A 24,268-nucleotide genomic window follows, 5' to 3' on the forward strand; every position below is an offset into this window, starting at 1 on the left:
TAGAGATCTGCGCAATCTCGAGATTTATCCAAGAATGTGTAAGCCGGTTTTGTGCGCCGGCCACACAAGAATCCCGAGGAGACACCATGAAAACCCTGCCCTTGCTGCTTGCCACCCTGTGGGCGCCTGCCCTGGCGCTCGCCGCACCTGCTGCCAAGCCCGACAGCGCTCCAGCCAAGCGCCCCAACATCCTGTTGATCGTCGCCGATGATCTGGGCTACACCGACCTGGGCAGCTTCGGCGCCGAGATATCCACGCCCAACCTGGACGCGCTGGCCCGCACCGGGGTGCGCATGACCAGTTTCTACGCCGCACCCTTCTGCTCGCCCACCCGGGCCATGTTGATGTCCGGCTCGGACAATCACCTGGTCGGTTTTGGCGACATGGCCGAGCTGATCACCGCCGAACAGAAGGGCAAGCCCGGTTACGAGGGCTACCTCAACGACCGCGTCGTGCCGATGGCCCAGATCCTCAAGGATGGCGGCTATCGCACCCTCATGGCCGGCAAGTGGCACCTCGGTGTGCCCGAACAGTTCAGCCCGGCCACCCGTGGCTTCGAGCAGTCCTACGCCATGGTGATGGGGGGCGCCAGTCACTGGGGCGACCAGAGCGGTATCGTCGCCCTGGACCCGGACAAGCCGCCCAAGGCGGTGTATCGGGAGAACGGCAAGGCCATCGACATCCCCCGTGACGGCTTCTACTCGTCGGTGGCCTTCACCGACAAGCTGCTGGAGTACATGAAGAACGGCGAAGACACCGGCAAGCCCTTCTTTGCCTACCTGGCCTTCACCGCGCCCCACTGGCCGCTGCACGCACCCGACGAAGACATCGCCAAATACGAAGGCCGCTACAAGGAAGGCTACGACAGGCTGCGCAAGGAACGCCTCGAGCGCATGAAGAAGCTCGGCCTCGTCCCCGCCGACACGCCTGTGTACGAAGGCCACCCCCATTGGCCCCGCTGGGACAGCCTGACGCCCGAGCAAAAGGCCTCCGAAGCCCGCCGCATGACGGTTTACGCTGCCATGATCGACAACATGGACCGCCAGATCGGCCGTGTGCTCGACTACATCAAGCAAAAGGGCGAGCTGGACAATACCTTCGTCTTCTTCATGTCCGACAACGGCGCCGACGGCAACTCGGTGTACGACGTGGGCCGCACCCGCGAGTGGATCCACAAGGACATGGACAACAGCACCGCCAACATCGGCAAGCGGGGCTCCTTCATCGAGTACGGGCCGGGCTGGGCGCAGGTGGGGTCGACACCCTTCAAGCTCTACAAGTCCTTCATGTACGAGGGTGGCATCTCGGTGCCCGCCATTGCCTGGGGGCCGGGCATCGGAGGCGGCACCATCAAGCGTGAGTTTGCCCACGTGATGGACGTAGCCCCCACCATCTACCAGATCGCCGGCGTGAACCACCCGGGCACCCAATACCAGGGCCGTGAAGTGCTGCCCCTGCGGGGCAAGTCCATGCTGCCCTACCTGCAAGGCAAGGCGCCCGGCGTGCGCGGCAAGAACGACGTGGTGGGCTGGGAACTGGGCGGCCGCAAGGCCTTGCGCAAGGGCGACTGGAAGATCGTCTACGCCAACACGCCCTGGGGCGAAGGCAGCTGGGAGCTCTACAACATCACCAAGGACCGCACCGAGAGCCGCAACCTCGCCACCGCCCAACCGGCCAAGCTCAAGGAACTGCTGGCCGACTGGAAACAGTACGTCGCCGAGACCGGCACCCTGGAAATCGACAACCTGGCCAACCGGCCCGGCTACAGCAACGGCGGCAAGTACTACGACGACCTGTCCATCGAAGTAAAGATGCAGCCGCGCGAAGTACGCTGAGGTTTGCTTCGTTTCAGCAGGCGGGGGGCGCTGTGCTCCCCTGCGAGATCAGGCTCCACGGGGGCCTGATCTCGTTTCTGCACCCGGTTTACTCAGTCAAGCGACCGCGGATTTGACATCCGGGGGCGCGGATGTGAGTTACGCCGTCCGTTAACTCAAATCCGCGGAGCGTTAACTCAGTTAACGAAGTCGTTAACTGACATCTGCAGTGCGTTAACTGAGTTAACGAACTTGTGAAGTGACATCCGGGCTTCGTTAACTGAGTTAACGAAGCTGTGAACTGACATCCGCGATGCGTTAACTCAGTTAACAGGTTCGTGAACTGAGTTCTGCGGTGGCGTGATCGAGTTTTGCTGGAGGGGATGGAAATTCGGCCAAGGACGGACTTGGGCTTGTCCGGATTTCTGTGTTCGAGGCCTTTGTCTGGTCGGCTTTCCGTTGTTCCGCCTTGGATTGGCCGGGATTTCGCCCCGGCGGGCGACCCCTTTCTTTGCGTCGCCAAAGAAAGGGGGAAAGAAAGGCGACCCGGCTTCCCCGGTCGTCCGCGTAGCGGACGACTCCCCTGCGCTGCTCGCATCGGGCGGCCGGCGCGGAACTCGTCGGCTACGCCTCCTCAGACAGCCGCGCCGGACTTCCCCGCCCGCTGCTGCGCTGCTCGGCGGGTCAGAACGGGCTTTCAGCAAACACCGAGCCTCTACGGAAAGCTCGGTGGGTGCGAGACGCTGGGGTTTTGCTTTGCGTTGATCATCAACAACTACTTCAGCAAAGGCTCGGTGTTTGCGAAAAGCCCGTTCCGACCCGCCGAGCAGCGGAACGGCAGGCGGGGAAGTCCGGCGCGGCTGTTTGAGCCCGCAGGGCGAGTTCCGCGCCGGCCGCCTGGCGTGAGCAGCGCAGGGGAGTCATTCGCGCAAGCGAATGACCGGGGAGGCGGGTCGCCTTCTTTGCCTCCTTTCTTGGCGAAGCAAGAAAGGAGGTCGCCCGCCGGGGCGAACTCCCGGCCAATCCAACGTGGAATACGGGGAAAACCGGCCAGTAAAGGCACAGACGCAGTATGACAACCTACGACCTGAGCAGCATCAGCCTGCAGCCCTTGGTGACTCCGGTAGTCGACGGAAGGTAAAGGTGCGAGCGGTCAGTGGCTTCGGGGTCGTAGCGGGCGACTTCAGCTACCTCGGCGTTTTGACCAATGAATCGAACCGCCGCCCAGAACGCCTGAAAGAAACAGTCTGAATTACCGTTGAGGATGGGGAGCGGCAACACGTAAAGCGCATCTCCGATATTCCTCTACGTCCGACACCCACGCTTTTCCATATATCGCGCGCACTGCGTGCGAGAACTCCCGGCTTTGGAGCAAAGCGTTCGACGTCATTTTGACGGGCGTCTTCGCGCTGTAGGATTGCGTCACCTGGCAAGTCTGCGTCGGCCCGCAGATAATCTTCCGGGCAGCGCAGGGGCAGAAGCGAACCAGCACGCCCCACTAATCGCCACAAACATGCGACGCTCACACTTTACAAGGAGGAATGGTGAATGGCGGCTACCAAGCACACGATGAAGATGCCGGAACTTCTGGTCTTTACCAAGATGTTCGTTGTGGGCTTTGTAGCCGCAGAAGTTTGCAGGGCAGCTTACTACCTAGGAACTGCGTTTGCTCCTGCGATAGCCGACTTTTCCCTTTGTGCAAGGGGCATACTGGTTCTCATCGGGCTGGCGATTTGTGTGGTATACGCCGTCAATCGTGGTGCGCATATTTCTGCTGTACAAATGGGGCGAAGCCTTCGTCTCGACCTACTCATCGCAATGTGCTTGGGAGCGTGGTCAAACGAGTTGGCCATGCCTTGGTTTTCTAAGTTCCATGCAGCATTAAAAGCGTCGGACCCGTATTGGGCGCCAGTTGCTCTTCTGCTGTTCTGCACTGCGCTTTTGTCCCCGCTCGTCCAGCGGCATTGGCCTAGGAGGCGGCAGACTCCTTCGCAACTCCATTTCCTTGCGGACGAAGAGATCGGACGCGAGAACGACGATCTGCTTTCGAATGAGACCCAAGCAAAGTCGTTCGCAGAGACAGTCCTCGCAAGCGGTGCGCATTCGGGATTGGTATTCGGTGTCGATGGCCCGTGGGGTGTGGGTAAGACCAGCTTCATTAATCTTGCCGAGCGCTACTGGGAACGAGCTGCGGACAAGGTGATCGTTTGTCGGTTTGAGCCCCTGCGATATGCGTCGGAGCCAGATCTTGCCGATCGCTTGATTCGCGACCTGTCTGCTGCGATTCAGAGCAAGGTCTTTGCACCGGAGTTCCGTCCAGCAGCCTCCCGATACTCTCGACTCATCAAGGGGAAGGCGGACGTTTCGTTCCTAGGTTTCAAGCTTTCCCTGGAGCCATCGCAGGAAACTGTTGATGAACTGCTTGATGACATTGATGAGGTCCTTCGTCGCATTGGTCGACGAGTGATTGTTGTCATCGACGACTTAGATCGTTTGGACGCAAAGACCGTCAACAACGTCCTGTTCGCAACTCGGCGCACATTCAAGTTGTCGCAAGCGACCTACGTCCTTTGCTATGACACTGAGGTACTGGCCGGCGGCAAGGAGGAAGGATCCAGAGCGCGTGAATTCCTTGAGAAGTTTGTGACAGTCAAACTGAGCTTGTTCGTGGATAGTTCCAGTATCCGCAATTTTCTGCGGCGTGACTGGGGACGCGCCGAAAGTCAGCTCGGCTCAGTGCCGTCAGACACGATGGTCAAGCTTGGTGCCGTTCTCAATGAGCTTGCGAATATTCTGGATGGCGACTCTGCGGCAAAGTACCTGCCTTTGGTCGGCGATCTGCGCAAGGTCAAGCGCTTCATCAATGCGATTCTTCTCATGCAGATTGAGAAGACGAACCTGGGGCGTACCGACTTCGACAAGCGTGACCTAATTAACCTGATGCTGCTGCATTTGAACTATCCAGGGTTGTTCAGGCGCATATACGCCGAGGAGACAGAGGGGCGCAGTGGTATTTTCTCAGTTAAGCTGGAGTACGACGATCCGGGGTTCAAGAACGCCAAAGGCTTTGCACAGGTTAAGGAAGAGCACCAAGGAGCTGCCAAGTTCTTGCTAGAAGAGTTGTTTGATGTGGGGATATTAGAGCTAGGCGACGGGCGCAACGTTGAAGAGTCGGTCCTTCGGTCTCGTGCGTGTTTCAACAAGGGCGGCACCAGAAACCTGGAGAACTACTTGAAGCTCATCGTGCGATTTGCAACGCCGGAGCCGCAAGAGACCTTTGTTCTCTACCAAACAGCTGTGGATCGAGTTCGCAAGGGGCAATCCATTGCTTCGGTACTCGTAGAGGCGGACTTTTTGTTGGAACGAACAGAGCAAGCGCACGACCAGTTCTGGCGAGTGCTGGTCAGTCAGGCCTACGACTTCACTAGCGCGACCGCCGAAGACGCCATTGAAACGCTCGTCGAGTACGTGCCTCGATATTCGTCGTTCGACAACGATGATCGGGGCCTGCGGCCGAGGTCGATTTACTCGTTGTTGCTGCTGTTGGATCGCGCAGGCTGGGGGCGTACGGCTGGCCGACGACGGACAAACAGTCCGGAAAACGTCATAGAGATCGCGCGGCGCATCTTTGGCGAGCAAGGTTTCGTTGGCAAAGGCCTGCTGGAGCGGCTTACCAGCACAGACCGTGGCGTACTGGGCTGGAACGATCTCATGTTGTTCAGGTTGCAGTGCTCGGCGGATCGCGGTGGTCAGTTGTACAACCTACACACAGCACTCATCGTCGACCAGGACATGTCAGCTCCGACGTCCGGGTCGGTCAGTCGACTGGCGTTACTAGGGATGAGGAAGCTCTCTCAACGCGTTTTTGCACTTTTCAAGCGTTCCTACATTGACACTGGACGGAACTTCATTACAGAAGCGTATGAAGTTCCCGTAGACGCGCTCCTAGGCAAGGCCTTTGTCCATCTTCATGAACAGGCTTCGCGGGACCCCGGATCCGAGCACGGCGACACAACGATGTCACTTCGAGTCGCCGCTGCACGCTCCTTCGCCGCTTCGTTCGTGATCTATCAGCTCAGCAATGCGCTCGCTCCGAATGGCGCAGGCGTCGGTTGCGGCCACTACGATGAAGTCGGGACTGAGGACCTCGGCGGGATATCGAAGCAGATGAACGACTATGTCTTCGGCTTTTGCTTCAATCCGCAGATCGATGACGATAATGTGCTCCGATTCCTCGATCACTGCCTATCTCATTTGAGTAGCCCGTTCCATACAGGTCGAGATGAGGGCGGCTTCGTTGCGACCAAGACAGAGTTACCTGGTGGACTAGACCCGAAAGCGATGGGTATGTACTGGCTGCAACATCGCGACTACATACGGGGGCTTGGACTCCAAGACGGTGGGCGATGCGTGTTTATGCCTGGCTACACGGCTTCCTATCACGACGACCTTGCTGGCGTGTTTGCCGTGCTCGACGAACTAGCTGAAGAGGTGGCTTCCGCTACGCCTGATTCAGACGGCTGAGTATGATCCTCGGAGAGCTCAGTCCTATCAGTCGGAGATAGTGCTTCAAGGCTGACTCGGCGCTGAGCCCGGCGCAGTTATGGCCCAAACCGCCGATCTTGACGCTGCATACGTTCTCCGGCGACTACAACTGTTTTTCGCTGTTCAGCGTAGACTGGGCCTTCGAACACCAACGACCGCAATCGCTGGAAGCAGCCATCGGACGTTCCAGATCGAACGTCCGCTTTGGGTCGGATCCAGTCTGCTGGCAGCCGGGAAAGCTGTCGTTCAGCCCTGACGTAGCCTGGGCGACAGCTGACTGCCGCATAGCTGCCACTCCGTCTGCTGACCATGAGCGTCAGCAAAGGCCGAAAAGCCGCCCCTCACCCATCGGGCTTGAGCCCAGCAACCACCAACCCTTGCCCGGGACCGCAGCTCCCCTCACCCCGCCAAAACTACGCACCGCCTCCCCCCCGACCCTCCCCCAACCCCTCCGCAATCGCCCTCGCCGTACCCTGCAAATCCTCCAGATGCGCTTCCACGACCTTGCTGCGCAGTTTGTACCGCCGTGGCCACACCAGGTTGATGCAGCCGGGGACGCCGGTCGGGGTGAGGATGGGGACGGCGATGGCGTCGAAGCCGTCGTCGAACACGCTGATGTCTTCCTCTGCACCGCCGAAGCCCGGATCCCGGACCGCATAGCCTTGTTGCCGGGTTTCGGTGAGGAGGGCGTCAAGCCCTGCTTTCAATACGCGGGCGCTCAGGGGGTTGGCGGGGGGATGTTCGGCGTAGTGGGCGAGGGCGGCTTCGCGTTCTGCGTCGGGGCAGAAGGCGAGCCAGGCGCGGCCGGGGGCGGAGAGGATCAGGTCCACCCGGAAGCCGATCTGGTAGCGCGGGTTCATGGCCAGGCCGGAGAGGCGTCGGGAGCTTTCGGCCAGTTCCATCTGGAAGTTGTCGTAGATGAGCAGGTCGGAAGGCCACAAGGCTTTGCGTTGCAGGGCGGCGAGGTGGGGGGCGGCGAGCTCGGCGAAGCGCAGGTTGCGTTCGGCGGGGCGGCTGCCGATGTGCAGGGACACGCTGCGTCGCCAGCGTCCGTCGCCGATGGCGCGCCAGGCCAGGCCGGCGGCTTCGAGGGTGTGCAGGATGCGCAGCAGGGTGGGCTTGGGCAGGGTGGTGCGCAGGTGCAGATCCTGCAGTGCCCGGCCTTCGTGCTGCTCGAGCAGGCGCAGGACTTCGAGTCCGCGCTCGAGGGCCCGTATGGACTTCATCTGTTCTCCGCTTAAGAGGCTTTCCGGCTCGACAGTATGGCGCGTGGCGCCCACAATTCGAGGCCCTGACCTGCTCCGGAGTGTTCTTGATGCGGCATCCCAATCGATCGAAGGGGCCTGGCAGCGCCGCGCTCTTCATCCTGTTGTGCTGCGTTTCGCAGGCTTACGCTGGCGAACCGTCCACCTGTGCCGCCATTGCCGACAATACCGAACGCCTGGCCTGCTATGACCAGGCCGTGGGGCGGCCCCACCAGGAAGCGCCACCCGCTGTAGAAACCGGCAACACGGCGCTGAGCGCCCGCTGGGAGCTGGATGCGGAGGACAAGCGTGGCACCTTCCTGATCCGTCCGTACCGGCCGACCTACTTGCTGCTGGGCCGATGGAGCAATACCCCCAACCGGCAGCCGGGGTCGCCGGCCCGGGACCACACGGTGACCGAGCCGATGGACGTGGCGCCGGTGGAGGCCAAGTATCAGATCAGTTTCAAGACCAAGCTGTGGGAAGGCTTGGTGGGCCACCACGGTGACCTGTGGCTGGGTTATACCCAGCAATCCAACTGGCAGGTGTACAACAAGAGCAATTCCTCGCCCTTCCGCGAGACGGACTACGAGCCCGAGCTGATGGCGGTGTTTCGCAGCAACCTGGATGCGGGCCTGGGCTTCAAGGTGAAGATGTTGTCGGTGGGCATCAACCACCAGTCCAACGGACGCGCCCAGCCGCTGTCGCGCAGCTGGAACCGGCTGATGACCCAGGTGGGGGTGGAGCGGGGCGATTTTGCGCTGCTGCTGCGCGGCTGGCACCGCTTCGAGGAGAAGAGCAGCAACGACGACAACCCGGACATCACCCGCTACCTGGGCAATGGCGACATCCAGGCCATGTGGAAGCTGGGTGAGCACGGCATCGGCCTGAACCTGCGCGGCAATCTGTTCGACAGCCGCGGTTCTGCCCAGCTGGACTGGAGCTTCCCGATCCACCGCAACCTGAAGGGCTATCTGCAGCTGTTCAGCGGCTACGGCGAGACCCTGATCGACTACAACCACCGCCAGACCACCTTCGGTTTCGGGGTGTCGCTGGTGGATTGGCTGTAGGGGCGTTCAGGTTTCGGGAACGCGTCCGAGCAGGGCGGTGAACCAGAAGGTGCTGCCTTTGCCCGGGGTGCTGCTGACGCCGCTGCGGCCGCCCATCAGTTCGGCCAGCTGGCGGTTGATGGCCAGGCCGAGGCCGTTGCCGCCATGCTGGCGGGTCGGCGAGGCGTCGCCCTGCTCAAAGCTCAGGAAGATGCGCTCCTGGTCCTCCAGGGGCACGCCGATGCCGGAATCCTCCACTTCGAAACGCACCAGCAGGCGCTCGCCGCGATAGTCCTGGATGCGGATGCGCAGGGCGACGAAGCCGCAGGGGGTGAATTTCACCGAGTTGCTGATGTAGTTGATCAGCATCTGGGCGAGCCTGGCCCGGTCGCCGCGTAGCTGTGCGGGCATGCCGGTGATGTCCACGCGGTAGTCCAGGGCCTTGCTGCGCAGGCTTTCGCCGGTGGCGCGGAGGACGTCCTGCAGCAGCTCGGCCAGCATGAAGTGCCGCTCGTGGATCTGCATGCGCCGGGCCTCGATCTGTGCCAGGTCGAGGATGTCGTCGAGAACCAGGTGCAGTTGCCGTGCCGCGCTGATGACCTTGTCCAGGCGCATCTGCAGACCGGTGTCGTCGATCTTGCCGCGGATCATCGAGGTGAAGCCGAGGATCGCATTGAGGGGCGTGTGGATCTCGTGGCTCATGTTGGCGAGGAAGCTGCTCTTGGCCCGGTTGGCGGCTTCGGCCAGCTCCTTGGCCGCCAGCAGTTCGGCGGTGCGCAGGCCGACCTGTTCCTCGAGCTGCTGGCGGTTCTGTTCCAGCTCGCGGAGCATGCGGGTTTTCTCGGTCTGGTCCACGAACTGGATCAGCAGGTGGCGCTCGGCGCGGATCTGCACCGGCAGGATCAGGCAGTCGGCCCAGATCTCGCGGCCAAAGGAGGTGACCACGTGGATCTGCCGCTGCTGCTGGATGTTGCTGTCGAGGGCGTGCAGGCAGTCGTCCAGGAGGCCCGCGGCTTTCCAGGTCTCGAGCTGGCGGAAGTTCTGTTCCAGCAGTTGGGCGAGGGTGGCTCCGACCACGCGCGCGTAGGCTGCGTTGGCCATCACGCAGGGGCCGGCCGCCTCGTAGACGCCGATCGGGACGGGTGAGGCCTGGAGCACCGCGTCGCTGAAGCGTACGGCCTCCTGCAGGCGGTTCTCGGCCAGCCGGCGCTCGTCCACCTCGGCCTTGAGGCGGGTGTTGATGTCGGCCAGTTCGGCCGTCCGCTCCGCGACACGCTGTTCGAGCAGGTCGCGCTCGCGGTTGAGGTCGGTGAGGGCCTGGCGGCGCTGGCGGGCAACACGGACCAGGGACAGGATCAGGGCGGTCTGCAGGGCCAGGACCAGCGCGGTTGCCAGGATCTCGGTGCGGTGCCGGTCCCAGAAGCCGATCGGCGCGTTGATGACCGTACTGCCTCTGGGCAGGCTGTCCGGTGCGATGCCGAAGCGCTGCAACACCGTGTGATCGAAGATGTCGCGGGTCGGTGAGCTCATCTTCACCGGGATGGAGGCGGGCGCCTCATCATCGAGGATGCGCAGGGCGATGGCGGCGGCCTCGCGGCCCTGGTCGCGGCCGTTGAGGACGTGGCCGCCGATCACCCCGGTGCCCAGGTGGAAGTCCCAGAACGCGTAGACGGGGACGGGGCTGGCCGCGGCGACCAGGCGGCCGTTCTCGATGGGAGTCAGGGCCCGTCCCACGCCCTGGTCCGACGTCTGGCCGACCAGGAACACCAGGCTGTCCTTGCCCAGCCCGGCGAGGCGGCCGCGGATCTCGGCCATGGTCGCATCCTTGAGCACGATCAGCTCGTGCTGCTGGCGCAGCAGCGGGAAGACCCGGCTCTCTGCGTCGCGGGTGTTCATGGCGCTGCTGGTGTCGCCGGTGGACAGGATGAAGACGAGCTTCCTGATGCCGCTATGCACCTTGAGGGCGAGGGCCACGGTGGCCGGGATGTCGATCTCTTCATTGACCCCGGTGATGTCCGGCACGTTGCGGATCACCTCGGGCATGAAGTTGTTGTAGCCGCAGAAGACGATGGGCTGGCCGGGAAACAGCTTCTGGCGGTAGCGCAGGGCAAAATCGAAGGCCGCGTTGTCGGAGGCGATGATGAGGTCGTGCCGGAAGTTGCGGTACTTGGCGCCCAGCGCATCGGCGATGATCGCCTCCTGCTTGCGGTCGGGGAAGCGGCGGCTGTCGAGGTATTCCACCGACAGTTCCACTGGCCTGGCCCGGCTGCCGAGGACCTCCCGGATCCCCTGGCCTGTTTCGCGGCCCCAGGCATTGCCCGGGTCGTAGGAATCGATGTGGAGGATGCGCGGCGGGGGCGTTTCGTCCGCGGCGTGCCCGGCGGCGGGCATGACCAGGGTGATGAGCAGCAGGTACACGGCAAACAGACCGGCCGGCAGCCCGGGGTGCTGGCGGGGGGGAGGGTTCCTACCGGTCAGGGGGACGGAGCTGCGCATCGGTCGGTATCGGGCACCAGATTTCGAGGTGGGCTGGCTTGCCGGTGTATCCGGGCGATGTTGCCCGGGGAAACCGGGAGAGTGCAAGCACCGCATCGGACGATAGAATCCTTAATCTTTCGCTCAAGTATCGCCCATGCCGAGTCAGCTTGCCCTGAAATATCTCCACGGCTACCCCGAGTCACTGGTCTCCCAGGTCAGGTCACTGCTGGCGCAGGGCCAGCTGGGGCCGTGGCTGCGTGCCCGCTACCCGGTCCTGCATGAGGTGCGCAACGACACCGCTTTGTACGAATACGTGACTGAGCTGAAGTCGCGCTACCTGCGCAATGCCGAGCCGCTCAGCAAGGTGGGCTTCGATGGCAAGCTGCAGAGCATCCACAACGCCCTGGGGACCCATACCACGGTGGCCCGGGTGCAGGGAGGCAAGATCAGGACCAAGCGGGAGATCCGTGTCGCGACCCTGTTCCGCGAGGCGCCGCCGGAGTTTCTGCGCATGATCGTCGTGCATGAGTTGGCGCATCTTAAGGAGCGCCAGCACGACAAGGCCTTCTACCAGCTGTGCTGCCGGATGGAGCCGGACTACCACCAGCTGGAGTTTGATGTGCGGGCCTGGCTGAGCTGGGAGGAGGCCCAGGGGCAGCGCCTGTGGGTGCCGGATGGCACCGCGCCGCCCGCGCCAGGCTGAGGTGAGGCGGACGGCTGGCGCCGCCCGCATCCAGTGCTCAGAGGCTGAGGCTGCCCTTGAGCTTGTCGAAGCTCTTCACGCCCATACCCTTGACCCCGACGAGTTCGTCGAGGCTCTTGAAGGGGCGGGCGGCCACGATGGCGGCGGCCACCGCCTTGGACAGGCCCTTGACGGCAGCCAGCTCGGCGGCGGTCGCGGTGTTGATCGATACGCTGGCCGGCGCCGCGGCAGCAGCTGCGGCGGCCTTGGGTTTGGCGGCCGGCTTGGCCTTGCTCGCGGATGGGCCCGCGGCCGGCTCGGCCGCAGATTCGGCAGCTTTGGCGGGAGCTTCCGCGGTAACTGCCGCGGCGGCCGGTGCTTCCTCTGCCGGTGCAGCGGCGGCAGGCGCGGCGTTCCAGGTGACCGGCAGCGGGAAGTTGCTGAAGTCACGGGTCACGTAGCCCTTGGCCGACCATTCGCGCAGCAGCAGGGCGATGTGCCAGGTGCCGGCGGGGTGGGTGGCGAGGGCCTGCGTGAAGGCCAGATCCTGCCAGGCTTGCTGGCCGGCCAGGCTGCCGAGGGCGACGCTGACCAGGGGCTGACCCTCCGGCTCGCCGGCCTGGTAGGGGGCGGGCAGGGCCCACAGTTCCAGGGCCAGGGAGCCGCTCAGGTTGTCTTCGGTGCGCGGGTTGCTGATGCGCTCCACCGCCATGGTGACGCCGTCTTCCGCCAGGCTGAAGCTGCTGGTGCCGTCGAGGCGCGGCTGCATGAAGCTCTCGGCGCGGGGGAAGTTGACGTAGTCCTGGACCTGCGCGAAGCAGCCATCCTGGCCGGCGGCGAGGATCAGCACCAGGTTGTGGTCGGCACGGCCAGCCGGCGGAAAGGCGTCGGTGGAGGCGCTGAACCAGGTGGTGCCGCTGTCGCCGGGCGCGGCAAGCGGTATTTCGGCGATCTTGGCGGCGGAAACGGGACGGCCGTCGAAGGGGGTGTCGCAGGCCCACAGTTGCAAGGCCCATTCCTGGCCTAGGGCTGCGGCGGGATCGTCAACCAGCAGTTCCGCGTCGAGGCGGACGCGGTCGCCATCGAAGGCGTAGCCGTGTTCAAAGCCGATGCGGATGGCGCTGGAGGCGGCGCTGAGGGGGGCCTGGAGGGTTTGGAACGTGGTCATGGGGAATCCTGCCGGAATGCGAGGTCGCGGATTCTGCGGGTGCGCCGATGGCAGCGTCAATCTCTTGGCGATTGAATTTTTGGATGCACCGAGTCGGGGCGCAAAAAGCCGGAAAGCCGCACCAATACTGGGCTTGCACTGTGTTGGTGCGCTTATGTCAGGCACATCAGAGCAGGACGATGTCGAACTGCTCCTGGGCGTAGCTGGCTTCGGGGTGCAGCGAGATCGTCTTGTCGATGAAATCCGACAGCATGGCCAGGGACTGGGACTCTTCCTCGTGGAAGAGGTCGATCACATTGGGGGCGGCCAGCACGCGGAACTCCCGTGCGTTGAACTGGCGCGCCTCGCGCAGTAGCTCGCGGAGGATCTCGTAGGCGACCGTGCGGGCGGTCTTGACCTCGCCGCGCCCGCTGCAGGTGGGGCAGGGTTCGCACAGCAGGTGGGCGAGGGATTCCCGGGTGCGCTTGCGGGTCATCTCCACCAGGCCGAGGCTGGTGAAGCCATTGACCGTCATCTTGGTGTGGTCGCGGGCCAGGGCCTTGCGGAATTCCTCGAGCACGGCGTTGCGGTGTTCGGGGCTCTCCATGTCGATGAAGTCGACGATGATGATGCCGCCCAGGTTGCGCACCCGCAGCTGGCGGGCGATCGCCTGGGCGGCTTCCAGGTTGGTCTTGAAGATGGTGTCGTCGAAATTGCGGGCACCCACGAAGCCACCGGTGTTGACGTCGATGGTGGTCATCGCCTCGGTCTGGTCGATGATCAGGTAGCCACCGGACTTCAGATCGACCCGTCGGGCCAGGGCCTTCTCGATCTCCGCCTCCACGCCGTGCAGGTCGAACAGCGGGCGCTCGCCGGTGTAGTGGTCGAGCAGCGGCTGAACCTGGGGCATGTATTCGCTGGCGAAGCTGGTGAGCTTCTGGAAGTTCTCCCGGGAGTCGGCGACGATGCGTGTGGTGGCGTCGGTGACCAGGTCGCGCAGGACGCGCTGGGCCAGGTTGAGGTCCTGGTAGAGCACGAAGGGCGGGCGGGCGCCGACCGCCCGGTTGCGGATCTCGGCCCACAGTTTCTTGAGGTAGGCGATGTCGGCGGCGAGTTCGTCGTCGGAGGCGTTCTCGGCCATGGTGCGCACGATGTAGCCGCCCGGCTCGTTGGGCGGCAGCAGGCGGCTGACCCGTTCGCGCAGGGCTTCGCGGCCGGCTTCGTCACCGATCCGCTGGGAGATGCCGATGTGCTTGTCCTGGGGCAGGTACACCAGCATGCGGCCGGCGATGGAGATCTGGGTGGACAGGCGGGCGCCCTTGGTGCCCAGGGGGTCCTTGAGTACCTGCACGATCAGGTTCTGGCCTTCGGACAGGATCCGTTCGATCGGGCGCACGGCTTCCCCGGCATGGCGGTCAGACCAGATGTCGGCCACGTGCAGGAAGGCGGTGCGCTCCAGGCCCACGTCCATGAAGGCGGACTGCATGCCCGGCAGCACGCGCACGACGCGGCCCAGGTAGATGTTGCCGACGATGCCGCGGCTGGCGGTGCGCTCGACGTGCACTTCCTGGACGACGCCCTGCTGCATGAGGGCGACGCGGGTTTCCTGAGGGGTGAAATTGATCAGGTATTCTTCGGACATGATGCGGGTGGCAAACGGAGATGGGCGATGGCCCCGTGCGAAGCCATCGCCGATCGCCGCTCGTCCGGCATCGGTGGCGTGGTGGTGAACCACGCGCTGGTCAGTGTCTCTCTCCTAATGGCCCGGCTGTCTGGGTGAAACCGCAGCCGGTCAGAGAGGATAGCCGAATTCCTGCAGCAGGGCGGCGGTCTCGAACAGGGGCAAGCCCATGATGCCGGTGTAGCTGCCGCGGATCTCTTCGACGAAGACGGCCGCGCGCCCCTGGATGCCGTAGGCGCCAGCCTTGTCGGCGGCTTCGCCGGTGGCCACGTAGCGCCGGATCTCCGCGTCCTGCATGGGGCGGAAGCGGACCTGGCTGGTGGACAGGCGCTGGGCGTAGCGTTCGCCGTCGGTGACCACCACGGCGGTGAGGATCTGGTGGGTGCGTCCGGACAATTCGCGCAGGATGGCGATGGCGTGCTCACCGTTGTCGGGCTTGCCAATGATCTCGCCGTCCAGCTCGAGGGTGGTGTCGGCGGCCAGCAGCAGGCGCGGGGGCAGGTTGCGCCAGCGGATGCGCTTGATGCCGCCCTCGGCCTTGGCCCGGGCGACCCGCTGCACGTAGGTGACCGCATCCTCGCCGGGGCGGGTGTCCTCGTTGATGTCGTCGTCGTGGCGCCCCGCGCCGCGGAACAGCAAGGGCTCGAAGCCCACGTGGATCTGCTTGAGCAGCTCGCGCCGGCGGGGGCTGTTGGAGGCGAGGTAGATCGGCGGATGGCTCATCTCATTCCCGGTGGTAGGGATGGTTCTTGAGCAGGCTCCAGGCCCGGTAGATGGCCTCGGCCAGCATGACCCGCACCAGGGCATGGGGCAGGGTCAGGCTGGACAGGCGCATGGTCTCGTGGGCGCTGGCCTTGAGGGTGGGGTCAAGTCCGTCCGGGCCGCCGATGATGATGGCCACGTCGTCGCCGCCGGCCTGCCAGTTCTCTAGCCGCCGGGCCAGAGCCCGGGAGCTGATGTCCTCGCCCCGTTCATCGAGGATGACCCGCCGGCAGCGGGCTGGCAGGGCGGCTTCGATGCGCACCGCCTCGGCCGCCATCATGGCTTCGACGGTCTTGCCGGTGGTGCGCGGCTCGGCCTTGACCTCGATGAGCTGCAGCGGCAACTCGCGGGGCATGCGCCGGGCGAAATCTTCAAAGCCGGTGTCCACCCAGTCGGGCATGCGGGTGCCAACGGCGACGAGCAGGAGTTTCATGGCGTCGGAGAGCGCTGGCGGCGGCGCGTGCCGCTCAGGCGCTGCGGGCGATGGACGGGCGGCCTGCGCGCAGTGGCGTGCCGGCCCACAGTTCCTCGAGGTTGTAATAGGCCCGCACGGCCGGCTGCATGACGTGCACGACGATGCTGCCCAGGTCCACCAGCACCCATTCGCCGGAGTCTTCGCCTTCGATGCTGAGGACTTGCTCGCCGGCCTCGCGGACCTTGTCGGCGACGTTGCGCGCCAGGGCGCGGGTCTGCCGGTTGGAGTCGCCGGTGGCGATGATGACGCGCTCGAAGAGGGCGGTCAGGCGGGTGGTGTTGATGACCTCGATGTCCTTGGCCTTGATGTCTTCAAGGGCGGATACGACGAGGCTTTCGAATTGGCTGATGTCCATTGATTCAGGAATAGAGTTGATGCAGGGAAATATAGTCAAGAACCGGCGGCGGAAGCAAATAGCGCAGGCTGTGGCCCGCCGCCGCCCGGCTCCGGATGTCGGTGGCGGAGATGGCCAGGGGCGTCATCGAGAAGGGCACGATGCGCCCGGCCGGGGTGTCGCCGAGCCCGGCCGCGGTGGCGTGCCTGGCAGCCAGCTGTGCCGCCAGCGGCGGTGGCAGGGCCGCGCTGTCGAGGCTGTAGCCGGGGCGGTTGGCGACGGCGATGTGGGCGAAGTCGAAGAGGGCCTCCCAGCGCCGCCAGGCGGGCAGGCCGAGGAAGGCGTCGAGCCCGAGCAGCAGGACCAGCGGACGCTCCGGCCCGAGGGCTGCGCGCAGGCGTTCCAGGGTGAGGATGGTGAAGCTGGCCTGCTGCGCCTCGACCTCGGCTGGATCAATCTCGAAGGCCGGGTTGTCGGCGGTGGCCAGGCGGGCCATGGCGAGGCGGTGCGCGCCGCTGGCGCCGGGGGCCGCCCGGTGCGGTGGCTGGCCGGCGGGGATCAGGCGCACCCGCGCCAGGCCGAGGGCTTCGCGGGCGGTTTCGGCCAGGCGCAGGTGACCGTAGTGGATCGGGTCGAAGGTGCCGCCGAACAGGCCCAGGGGGCCGCCACCTGCGTCAGGCAGCGTCATCGGGCCCGATGCGCTCGAACACGTCGAGGGCGTTGGCGTAGAAGCTGGCGAAGATCACCGGGATGAAGATCACCGGGAAGGCCAGGGCCGGCAGCAGGGCGAGCAGCGGGGAGACCAGCTCGAGCACGCCGATCAGGATGGCGGCAGCCAGCGCGATCAGCATCAGGCCGACGCCGTAGGCCAGGAAGGCGCGCCAGTTGCGCATGCAGGCCACGAAGCTGAAGAACAGGGCCTTGCCCGCCGGGATGCGGCCCCAGCCGGCCAGCAGCGGGGCGAACCAGTAGGCCATCATGACCGGCGTGGAGCCGATGGTGGCGACCAGCAGCGCGAGGCTGAAGGCCGGGTCGTCGAGGGCATCGTCCCAGTCGGTCTTGCCGAGCAGGGCCTTGGACAGCTTGATGTTCATCTCGTCGTCGATGAGCAGGCTGATGCCCATCACGGCCAGGGTGCCGGCCAGGTACAGGCCGCCGATCTTGACCAGTTCGGGGAAGTTCTGGCGAAAGCCGGAGACCAGGATGTCCGGCCCGGCCTTGCGGCGTTCGGCGGCCGCCTTGCAGCCGTTGAAGATGCCGAGGGACAGGGCCGGCATGATCAGCGACATCAGGACCTGGCCGATGAAGGGTACGGCGGCGATGACGAGCAGCGCCAGCGACGAGCCGAACACCAGGAAGGTGATCAGGGCTGGGTTGCGCCGCCACAGGTTGAAGCCGTCGAGGATCCAGGCCCAGCCGCGGTGGGCGGGCAGTATGCGTGCCTGCATGGCTTACTCCGCGGTGGGCGCCTCGGCAGGCGCCGGCAGCGCCGGCGGGGTGCCGAAGATGTCCTGGTAGGACGCGTACAGGGTGCCGGCGAGCACCGGCACCAGCACCAGCACGCCCAGGCCGGCGGGGATCATGGCGACCCAGATCAGCACGTAGATCAGCACCCCGAGCAGCACGAAGGCGCCGAAGTTGCCGAAGCAGGCCGACAGGGACAGCTTCATCGCGTCGAGGGGCGGGGTGTCGCGCAAGACCACCAGCGGGGCGGCGAACCACAGGGCGGTGATCAGCAGCACCCACAGGATGGAGAACACCATGCTGCCCAGCACCACCCCGCTGATCAGGCCCAGGCCGAGGCCGGCCAGGGCGCCGACCACGTAGCCGGTGAGGGCCGCGCCACCGCCGATGATGGCCGACACGAAGCCGGCGATCAGCCCGCCGAGCAGGTAGAACACCCCCACCAGGGCCAGGTTGCCGGAGTGCACCCGCAGCCCGGCGAAGAGGTGCTCGATGCGCAGGGGCCGGCCGGCGGCCTGGTCGTGGCAGCCCAGCACCATGCCCGCCACCATGATGGGGAAGCCGATCAGCACCACCGCCCAGCCCAGCAGCGGGACCAGCCCCAGCACGAACAGCATGATGGTGAAGATCACGCTGATCGCCACCCACACGCCCGGATTGCCGGTGAAGGTGCGCCAGCCCGCCTTGAGCCAGACCAGGGCCTCGGTGGGCGGCACGTGGCGCGACGCGGGGTGGCGGGCGTCGCTGTGGGGGTGGGGTGCCGGATGGGCCGGTTCGTTCATGGTGGGGCGTTGGAAAACGGAATGAAAAATCAGGATGTTGCAGCGCACCGAGATGCTAGCCCAAATTGGCGGCCCAGTTCAAACCGGCAGTCAGCGACAGAAGGAAAATCACAGGGGGAGGGCCGGCAGCCCGCCGGCCTCCACGCGCAGTCGCAGGATGCGCCGGTATTCGCCCGGATCCTTCACCAGCACCATCTCGCCGGCCCGTGGCTGGTGGAAATCCTCCAGCCGCGACAGCCAGAAGCGCAGCGCGGCGGCGCGTAGCACGGCCGGCCAGGCGGCCCGCTCGGCCGCCGTGAAGGGGCGCGCCTCGGCATAGCCGGCCAGCAGCGCGGCAACCCGGGCGGTGTCGAGCTGGCCGTCGGCCCCGGCGCACCAGTCGTTGACGGTGACGGCCACGTCGAACAGCAGGGCATCCACGCCGGCGAAGTAGAAGTCGATCACCCCGCCGATGAAGTCGCCGTCCCACAGCACGTTGTCGCGGAACAGGTCGGCGTGCACCACCCCCTGGGGCAGGCGCCGCAGGTCGAAGCCGGCCTGGAAGGCGATCTCCGCGTCCAGCTCGGCGCGCTCGTCATCGGGCAGGTGGCTGCGCACCCGGGCGGCGCAGTCCTGGCGCCACTCGGCCCCCCGCGCATTGCCCTGCTTGCGGCCGAAGGACATGCCGGCCAGGTGCAGGCCGGCCAGCATGGCGCCGATGCGTGAGCAGTGGGCGGTGCCCGGCTCCATCACCGACCTGCCGGCCAGGCGGGTCACCAGCACGGCCGGCTTGCCCGACAGGGTGCCGAGGTATTCGTTGTCGCGGTTGGCGATGGGGGCCGGCACCGGCAGACCGTGGCGGGCCAGGTGGGCCATCAGGTGCAGGAAGAAGGGCAGCTCGGCCCGCGGCATGGTCTCGAACAGCGTCAGCACGTAGCGGCCAAGGCTGGTGGTGACGAAGAAGTTGCTGTTCTGCACGCCGGCAGAGATGCCCTGCAGGTCGTCCAGGCGGCCGATGGCGTAGTTCTTCAGCCAGGCGGCGAGGTCGGCGTCGGTGACGGGGGTGAAGACGGACATGATCGGGCGAGCTTACAACAATCCGGAGCCCCCTGCAGGGCGCGGTAGAATGCCATCCCAGCTTCAGCCCGACCTTTGCAGCACACCATGTCGCTCCTCCTCAACGCCCCTCAACGGGAAGCCATCCACTACCTGGACGGCCCGTGCCTGGTGCTGGCCGGCGCCGGCAGCGGCAAGACCCGCGTGATCACCCAGAAGATCGCCTACCTGATCACCGAGTGCGGTTTCAACCCCCACAACATCGCGGCCATCACCTTCACCAACAAGGCGGCCAAGGAGATGCTTGAGCGCATCACCAAGCTGATGGGCGGGCGGGGCAGCAAGGGGCTCACCGTGTGCACCTTCCACGCCATGGGGGTGCGCATCGTGCGCCAGGAGGCCGCGCTGCTGGGGCTCAAGCCCCAGTTCTCGATTCTCGACGCGACCGACACCACCCAGATCATCGCCGAGATGACGGGCAACACCGACAAGAGCCGGGCCAAGGCCCTGCAGTGGCAGATCTCCAGCTGGAAGAACGCGCTGGTCGAGCCCAACGAGGCGGCCCACCTCGCCAACGACGAGATCTCCTCCGCCGCGGCGCTGCTCTACATGGAATACGACAAGACCCTGCGGGCCTACCAGGGGGTGGATTTCGATGACCTGATCCGCCTGCCGGTGAAGCTCTTCGACGAGCACCCCGAGGTGCGCGAGCGCTGGCAGAACAAGCTGCGCTACCTGCTGGTGGATGAATACCAGGACACCAACCGGGCCCAGTACCGTCTGCTCAAGCTCCTCACCGGCGTGCGCGGCGCCTTCACCGCGGTGGGTGACGACGACCAGGCCATCTATGCCTGGCGCGGCGCCGACGTGGAGAACCTGCGCCAGCTGCCGGTGGACTACCCCAAGCTCAAGGTCATCAAGCTGGAGCAGAACTACCGCTCCACCACGCGCATCCTGCACGCCGCCAACACGGTGATCGCCAACAACGAGAAGCTCTTCGAGAAGAAGCTGTGGTCCGAGCACGGCGCCGGCGACCCGGTCACGGTGGTGGCCTTCCAGACCCCCGAGCACGAGGCCGAGTCGGTGGTCATGAAGCTGTCCGCCCACAAGTTCGAGCACCGCACCCACTTCAAGGACTACGCCATCCTCTACCGGGGCAACCACCAGGCCCGCCTGTTCGAGCAGCAGCTGCGCAACCACAAGATCCCCTACGCCATCTCCGGCGGGCGCAGCTTCTTCGAAAACGCCGAGATCAAGGACCTGTGCTCCTACCTGCGCCTGATCGCCAATGAGGACGACGATCTGTCCTTCATCCGCTCGGTCACCGTGCCGCGGCGGGGCATCGGCCCGGCCACCATCGAGTCGCTCGGCCGCTACGCCACCAACCGCAAGATCAGCCTGTTCACCGCGGTCTTCGAGGAAGGGGTGGCCGAGCACGTGGCGGCCCGCCAGCTGGAAGGGCTGCGCGAGTTCTGCCATTTCATGAACCGCATGGCCCACCGCGCCCCGCGGGAGCCCGCCGGGCAGGTCATCAACGACCTGGTCAAGGCCATCAACTACGAGGCCTGGCTGTACGAAAGCTGCGAGCCCCGCGAGGCCGAGACCAAGTGGAGCAACGTGGGCGACTTCACCGGCTGGCTCGGCCGCAAGGGCGAGGAGGACGGCAAGACCCTGATGGACATGATCCAGACCATCAGCCTGATCACCATGCTCGACAAGGACGACGAGGAACTGGACCAGGTCCAGCTCGCCACCCTGCACGCCTCCAAGGGCCTGGAGTTCAAGCACGTCTTCCTGGTCGGGGTGGAGGAAGGCCTGCTGCCCCACCAGTCCTCCATCGACGAGGACAAGATCGAGGAAGAGCGCCGCCTCATGTACGTGGGCATCACCCGCGCCCAGCGCAGCCTGACCATCAGCTACTGCGAACGCCGCAAGGCCGGCCGCGACGTGCGCACCTGCGACCCGTCGCGCTTCATCGATGAGATGGGCATGGACGGCATCCGGCGCAGCGACCGCAAGTCGGCCGAGCCGGTGACCAGGGAAGACGCCAAGGCGCGCATCGCCAACCTGCGCGCGATGCTGGGCAAGCCGGGCGGGGCGGGGTAGCGGCCTGCCCGGGCCCTTTCAAGTCAGGAAGGCCCGCCGGAGGGGCTGCGCAGCCCGATGAAGAGCACTCGACACGCCGGATCACCACGGGCTTCGTCGAGGGCGATTGGCCGGGGTGTGGTGTCGAGTAAATGACCTGCGCCAAGGGCTGGAGCACGCGCATGTCCAGTCGGTTCAACCCAGTTGGCGATGGACGTTGGTGCCTGCCGCCGGATTAATTGCCATACCGCTCGATGAGTTGCGTTGTTCGACGTGCCACCTCAGCCCGATAGGCGTCCATGCCCTTCTTCAGCTCTTCGTCTTCGCAACAGTCTAGCGTTGCTGTGATGGGTGGATGTGCCTTCCGATAGAGGGCAACGGTGCGTAAGTACGTGTCGTGATCATATCCTTCGGAGAAAGGCCAGAATAACCAGGGGTGTCCGGACTCCAGAAAACTGAGAGCTTGCATTATCTCAATGTCAAGTTCCATCTCCTTGGTCTTGACCCGCTTCTCGTAAGATCCTGCATGTATTTCCTGCAGATCGCGAACCAACAGGTAGGCTCTGGTGGAACTATTCATCTGCCAGAACTGAACGGAACCGATATAGGCGCCGGCAATGAACGAGATGAGCAGCGCGACAGCGGCCACTGCGCCGCCAAGTGCCAGGCGTATCGGCTTACGTATCATGTGTTGCTCCACGGTCACTGGAGGCGTTGCGGGTGTCCGTTCGGCCGACCCATGAAGTCTCATCGGTCCAGTATCCATGCACGCGAAGGAGTTCATCGGTTGAATCATGAAACTCGACTTCGCAGGGGCGCGTGTCGATGAGGTGCTCAAGAAAAGCTGCAACGGCTTGACGTTGAGGAGGTGTGCAGTAGGCAATCAGGGCGCTGCGTGGGCCGTCGCCTGCAAGGTGGGTCAGCAGTTGTCGCCAGTATGGAGGGGCATACTCTGCCCTATCCGCAAGGGCAAGCCGGACCAGGTCGGGCATGTAATACGCCTTGCCTTGAGGTGTGCAGAAGGACAGAGGGTCCCACTCTGGTTTGCCGACGTGCTCCAAGTTCAGGCTGCCACGCTCACCACCCAGAAGGGTGTGGTCGTGCTCTGCGCATTCGTCGCAGTGCAGGTGGTTTGTGAAATGCTCGGGCCGGGCAACCTCAGCGTATGCCGCCTCGACCAATGCAATAACCGTCGCGTCGCTATCCATGCTGAGGTCCACTGTGCAATGCAAAGCGACGCTGCGCGGTTTTGTCGGATGAGTGCTCATGGCTTGCGCGGGGCATCAGGGGTTGGCTCGGGGTGCGCCGCTTGACGACGAAACCACGTACCAAGGGCTGCGCTGAGTGCGACTAGAAAAGGGAAGGTCCAGACGCTGCCGATGTAGAACGACCCCGCCTCGCTCTGGATGGTGGGGCCTATGTCTGCGGACGTGACGTCGGAGATCAAGGCGCCGAATAAAACGAGCAGTAAAAGAAAAACCCCAACCAACAACCAAGGGCGATAGCGGCCCGCCATATAGCCGGCAGCTGTCAGCCCCACGCCCCACGACCAAACAAGACTCAAGGTGCCGACTTTATCCATGACCTCTGCACCTGCAATGGCGGGAAGCAGCATAAGCAGAAGTCCAAGGTCCTTCATGCTCCTCCTCCCGGCGGAACCCTTGTACCGATCTCGGTGCATCAGCATTGCCTCGGAAGAACGGTGTACCACTTCTGCCCCTTGTACTCCCCAATACCTACCTGGTAGTGCGCCAAAGAAATCAGGCCCATCAGCAATGGCGGTAGCACGGAGATGAATTTCAAGTCGTCGAAGTGAGCAGGGAACTCGGAGTGAGGATTGGGTGTGTGTACATAGATTGCATCAGAGCCCGGATCGATCGGATGGATGCACACATAGACCTGATGTGGCTTGTCCTGGTGCGCCAGTTCTTGCCGTACTCTTGAGAAGGCACGCATCAACGGCCTGATGTGCTTTCTGTGCTCAAGGCGACTGCGACTGCCCCGGCCGTCCCAGTCAAGGTGCTGGTGCCAATGGTTGCACCAGGCTTCGCCGGAGACATCGACGCGCAGGGTACGCGCCCTTCTCCAGACCTTACGCCAATACTTCAGCTCATCAAGGTGCTTGGTCATCGGTTTGATGCTCGAGTTTGCCCGCGGCCGAAGGCCGTTAGCTGTTAAGGGTGTTCAGGCAGCACCGCGAAGCATGTCAATGGAAGGGTCGAGGTAGCGCGCGCGGAGCTCCGGCATCAACAGCATGAGGCGTTCGCCAATGAACTGAGACGCCTCTTGCCAACTCATGCCCTGAAGCGTCTGCGACCGAATCTGAACAAGAGCCTCAGGGAACTTGGCTGCGTCGGGGTGAGCGATGAGAAGGCTGGCCAGCTCTGTATCCCAGCAAACAACAAACTCGTTGGAGAGAAGGTCTTGGGGGTCCAAGTGATGCACCTCAATGTTGAAGTGAGCGGCTGACGCAAGAAGCCATTCCACGGCATTTGTAATGCAGCCCTTCCACAGGGAGAGGGGCTCGACCGAGTTCGCCGAAAAGCTCAAGCGAGTGGCCGCTGTTGACCAAGCGCTGCATCTCACCGATGTCGTCATCCGATGCGGTGTGATGTAGTTGTTCCGCTTCGAAGGAGTCCTTTCGATCGTATGTGGCCATGATCGCCTAACGTGGATGCACGCGAACCGCGC

At 64.4% G+C, this 24,268-nt stretch carries 21 protein-coding genes; 5 read left to right on the top strand and 16 right to left on the bottom strand.

The features are described 5' to 3' along the window. Positions 1 to 86: 86 nt before the first annotated feature. Positions 87 to 1,835 (top strand): arylsulfatase, encoded by a 1,749-nt coding sequence (locus HHL15_RS11315; RefSeq protein ID WP_169145867.1) that lies wholly within the window; start codon positions 87 to 89, stop codon positions 1,833 to 1,835. Between the two features lie 1,527 nt (positions 1,836 to 3,362). Next, positions 3,363 to 6,338: a KAP family NTPase gene (locus HHL15_RS11320; protein ID WP_169145868.1), complete on the top strand. Its 2,976-nt coding sequence runs from the start codon at positions 3,363 to 3,365 to the stop codon at positions 6,336 to 6,338. A gap of 434 nt (positions 6,339 to 6,772) precedes the next feature. On the opposite strand, the gene HHL15_RS11325 is transcribed toward HHL15_RS11320, so the two are convergent. Next, positions 6,773 to 7,585, bottom strand: a complete 813-nt coding sequence (locus tag HHL15_RS11325) for a helix-turn-helix domain-containing protein (RefSeq protein WP_169145869.1) — start codon at positions 7,583 to 7,585, stop codon at positions 6,773 to 6,775. An 89-nt stretch (positions 7,586 to 7,674) separates the two neighbouring features. Here HHL15_RS11325 and HHL15_RS11330 point away from each other — a divergent pair, with 89 nt between their 5' ends. Then, the gene (locus HHL15_RS11330) at positions 7,675 to 8,673 is read left to right on the top strand and encodes a phospholipase A (protein ID WP_169145870.1); all 999 of its coding nucleotides are present in this window, start codon (positions 7,675 to 7,677) and stop codon (positions 8,671 to 8,673) included. Positions 8,674 to 8,679: 6 nt separating this feature from the next. On the opposite strand, the gene HHL15_RS11335 is transcribed toward HHL15_RS11330, so the two are convergent. Next, positions 8,680 to 11,148: a sensor histidine kinase gene (locus tag HHL15_RS11335; RefSeq protein WP_169145871.1), complete on the bottom strand. Its 2,469-nt coding sequence runs from the start codon at positions 11,146 to 11,148 to the stop codon at positions 8,680 to 8,682. Between the two features lie 136 nt (positions 11,149 to 11,284). Here HHL15_RS11335 and HHL15_RS11340 point away from each other — a divergent pair, with 136 nt between their 5' ends. Further along, positions 11,285 to 11,833 (top strand): M48 metallopeptidase family protein, encoded by a 549-nt coding sequence (locus HHL15_RS11340; protein ID WP_169145872.1) that lies wholly within the window; start codon positions 11,285 to 11,287, stop codon positions 11,831 to 11,833. A gap of 37 nt (positions 11,834 to 11,870) precedes the next feature. Here the strand turns inward: HHL15_RS11340 and HHL15_RS11345 are convergent, their stop codons facing one another. The 9 genes from HHL15_RS11345 to HHL15_RS11385 form a co-directional block, all read right to left on the bottom strand. After that, on the bottom strand, positions 11,871 to 12,980 hold the full coding sequence (locus tag HHL15_RS11345) for a helix-hairpin-helix domain-containing protein (protein ID WP_169145873.1): 1,110 nt from the start codon (positions 12,978 to 12,980) through the stop codon (positions 11,871 to 11,873). A gap of 166 nt (positions 12,981 to 13,146) precedes the next feature. After that, positions 13,147 to 14,601, bottom strand: coding sequence for a ribonuclease G (gene rng / locus HHL15_RS11350; RefSeq protein WP_169145874.1), 1,455 nt, complete (start codon positions 14,599 to 14,601; stop codon positions 13,147 to 13,149). 150 nt (positions 14,602 to 14,751) lie between these two features. After that, a complete protein-coding gene (locus HHL15_RS11355; RefSeq protein ID WP_169145875.1) occupies positions 14,752 to 15,363 on the bottom strand; it encodes a Maf family protein in 612 nt (203 codons plus the stop codon). Position 15,364: 1 nt separating this feature from the next. Beyond that, the gene (gene rlmH, locus HHL15_RS11360; protein ID WP_169145876.1) at positions 15,365 to 15,835 is read right to left on the bottom strand and encodes a 23S rRNA (pseudouridine(1915)-N(3))-methyltransferase RlmH; all 471 of its coding nucleotides are present in this window, start codon (positions 15,833 to 15,835) and stop codon (positions 15,365 to 15,367) included. Positions 15,836 to 15,869: 34 nt separating this feature from the next. Further along, a complete protein-coding gene (gene rsfS, locus HHL15_RS11365) occupies positions 15,870 to 16,232 on the bottom strand; it encodes a ribosome silencing factor (RefSeq protein ID WP_169145877.1) in 363 nt (120 codons plus the stop codon). 4 nt (positions 16,233 to 16,236) lie between these two features. Next, positions 16,237 to 16,899, bottom strand: a complete 663-nt coding sequence (gene nadD, locus HHL15_RS11370; RefSeq protein ID WP_169145878.1) for a nicotinate-nucleotide adenylyltransferase — start codon at positions 16,897 to 16,899, stop codon at positions 16,237 to 16,239. Beyond that, a complete protein-coding gene (locus HHL15_RS11375) occupies positions 16,886 to 17,659 on the bottom strand; it encodes a BPSS1780 family membrane protein (RefSeq protein ID WP_169145879.1) in 774 nt (257 codons plus the stop codon). The genes nadD and HHL15_RS11375 overlap by 14 nt, the downstream gene beginning before the upstream one ends. Positions 17,660 to 17,662: 3 nt before the next feature. Beyond that, a complete protein-coding gene (locus HHL15_RS11380) occupies positions 17,663 to 18,457 on the bottom strand; it encodes a BPSS1780 family membrane protein (protein WP_169145880.1) in 795 nt (264 codons plus the stop codon). A gap of 108 nt (positions 18,458 to 18,565) precedes the next feature. Further along, the gene (locus HHL15_RS11385; protein ID WP_169145881.1) at positions 18,566 to 19,513 is read right to left on the bottom strand and encodes a homoserine kinase; all 948 of its coding nucleotides are present in this window, start codon (positions 19,511 to 19,513) and stop codon (positions 18,566 to 18,568) included. Positions 19,514 to 19,600: 87 nt separating this feature from the next. Here HHL15_RS11385 and HHL15_RS11390 point away from each other — a divergent pair, with 87 nt between their 5' ends. After that, complete coding sequence (locus HHL15_RS11390) at positions 19,601 to 21,598, top strand: UvrD-helicase domain-containing protein (RefSeq protein WP_169145882.1); 1,998 nt, start codon at positions 19,601 to 19,603, stop codon at positions 21,596 to 21,598. A 214-nt stretch (positions 21,599 to 21,812) separates the two neighbouring features. On the opposite strand, the gene HHL15_RS11395 is transcribed toward HHL15_RS11390, so the two are convergent. The 5 genes from HHL15_RS11395 to HHL15_RS11415 are packed head-to-tail and all read right to left on the bottom strand — an operon-like array spanning position 21,813 to position 24,127. Next, positions 21,813 to 22,265, bottom strand: coding sequence for a hypothetical protein (locus HHL15_RS11395; protein WP_169145883.1), 453 nt, complete (start codon positions 22,263 to 22,265; stop codon positions 21,813 to 21,815). After that, a complete protein-coding gene (locus HHL15_RS11400; protein ID WP_169145884.1) occupies positions 22,255 to 22,785 on the bottom strand; it encodes a hypothetical protein in 531 nt (176 codons plus the stop codon). The genes HHL15_RS11395 and HHL15_RS11400 overlap by 11 nt, the downstream gene beginning before the upstream one ends. Before the next feature lie 56 nt (positions 22,786 to 22,841). Next, positions 22,842 to 23,216 carry a hypothetical protein gene (locus HHL15_RS11405; RefSeq protein ID WP_169145885.1) on the bottom strand — a complete coding sequence of 125 codons (375 nt, stop codon included), beginning with the start codon at positions 23,214 to 23,216 and terminating at the stop codon, positions 22,842 to 22,844. A gap of 41 nt (positions 23,217 to 23,257) precedes the next feature. After that, positions 23,258 to 23,707 carry a hypothetical protein gene (locus HHL15_RS11410; RefSeq protein ID WP_169145886.1) on the bottom strand — a complete coding sequence of 150 codons (450 nt, stop codon included), beginning with the start codon at positions 23,705 to 23,707 and terminating at the stop codon, positions 23,258 to 23,260. 54 nt (positions 23,708 to 23,761) lie between these two features. Next, positions 23,762 to 24,127, bottom strand: a complete 366-nt coding sequence (locus HHL15_RS11415) for a hypothetical protein (protein ID WP_169145887.1) — start codon at positions 24,125 to 24,127, stop codon at positions 23,762 to 23,764. Positions 24,128 to 24,268: the final 141 nt, after the last annotated feature.

This window comes from Zoogloea dura, from assembly GCF_012927165.1.
Lineage (GTDB): Bacteria > Pseudomonadota > Gammaproteobacteria > Burkholderiales > Rhodocyclaceae > Zoogloea > Zoogloea dura.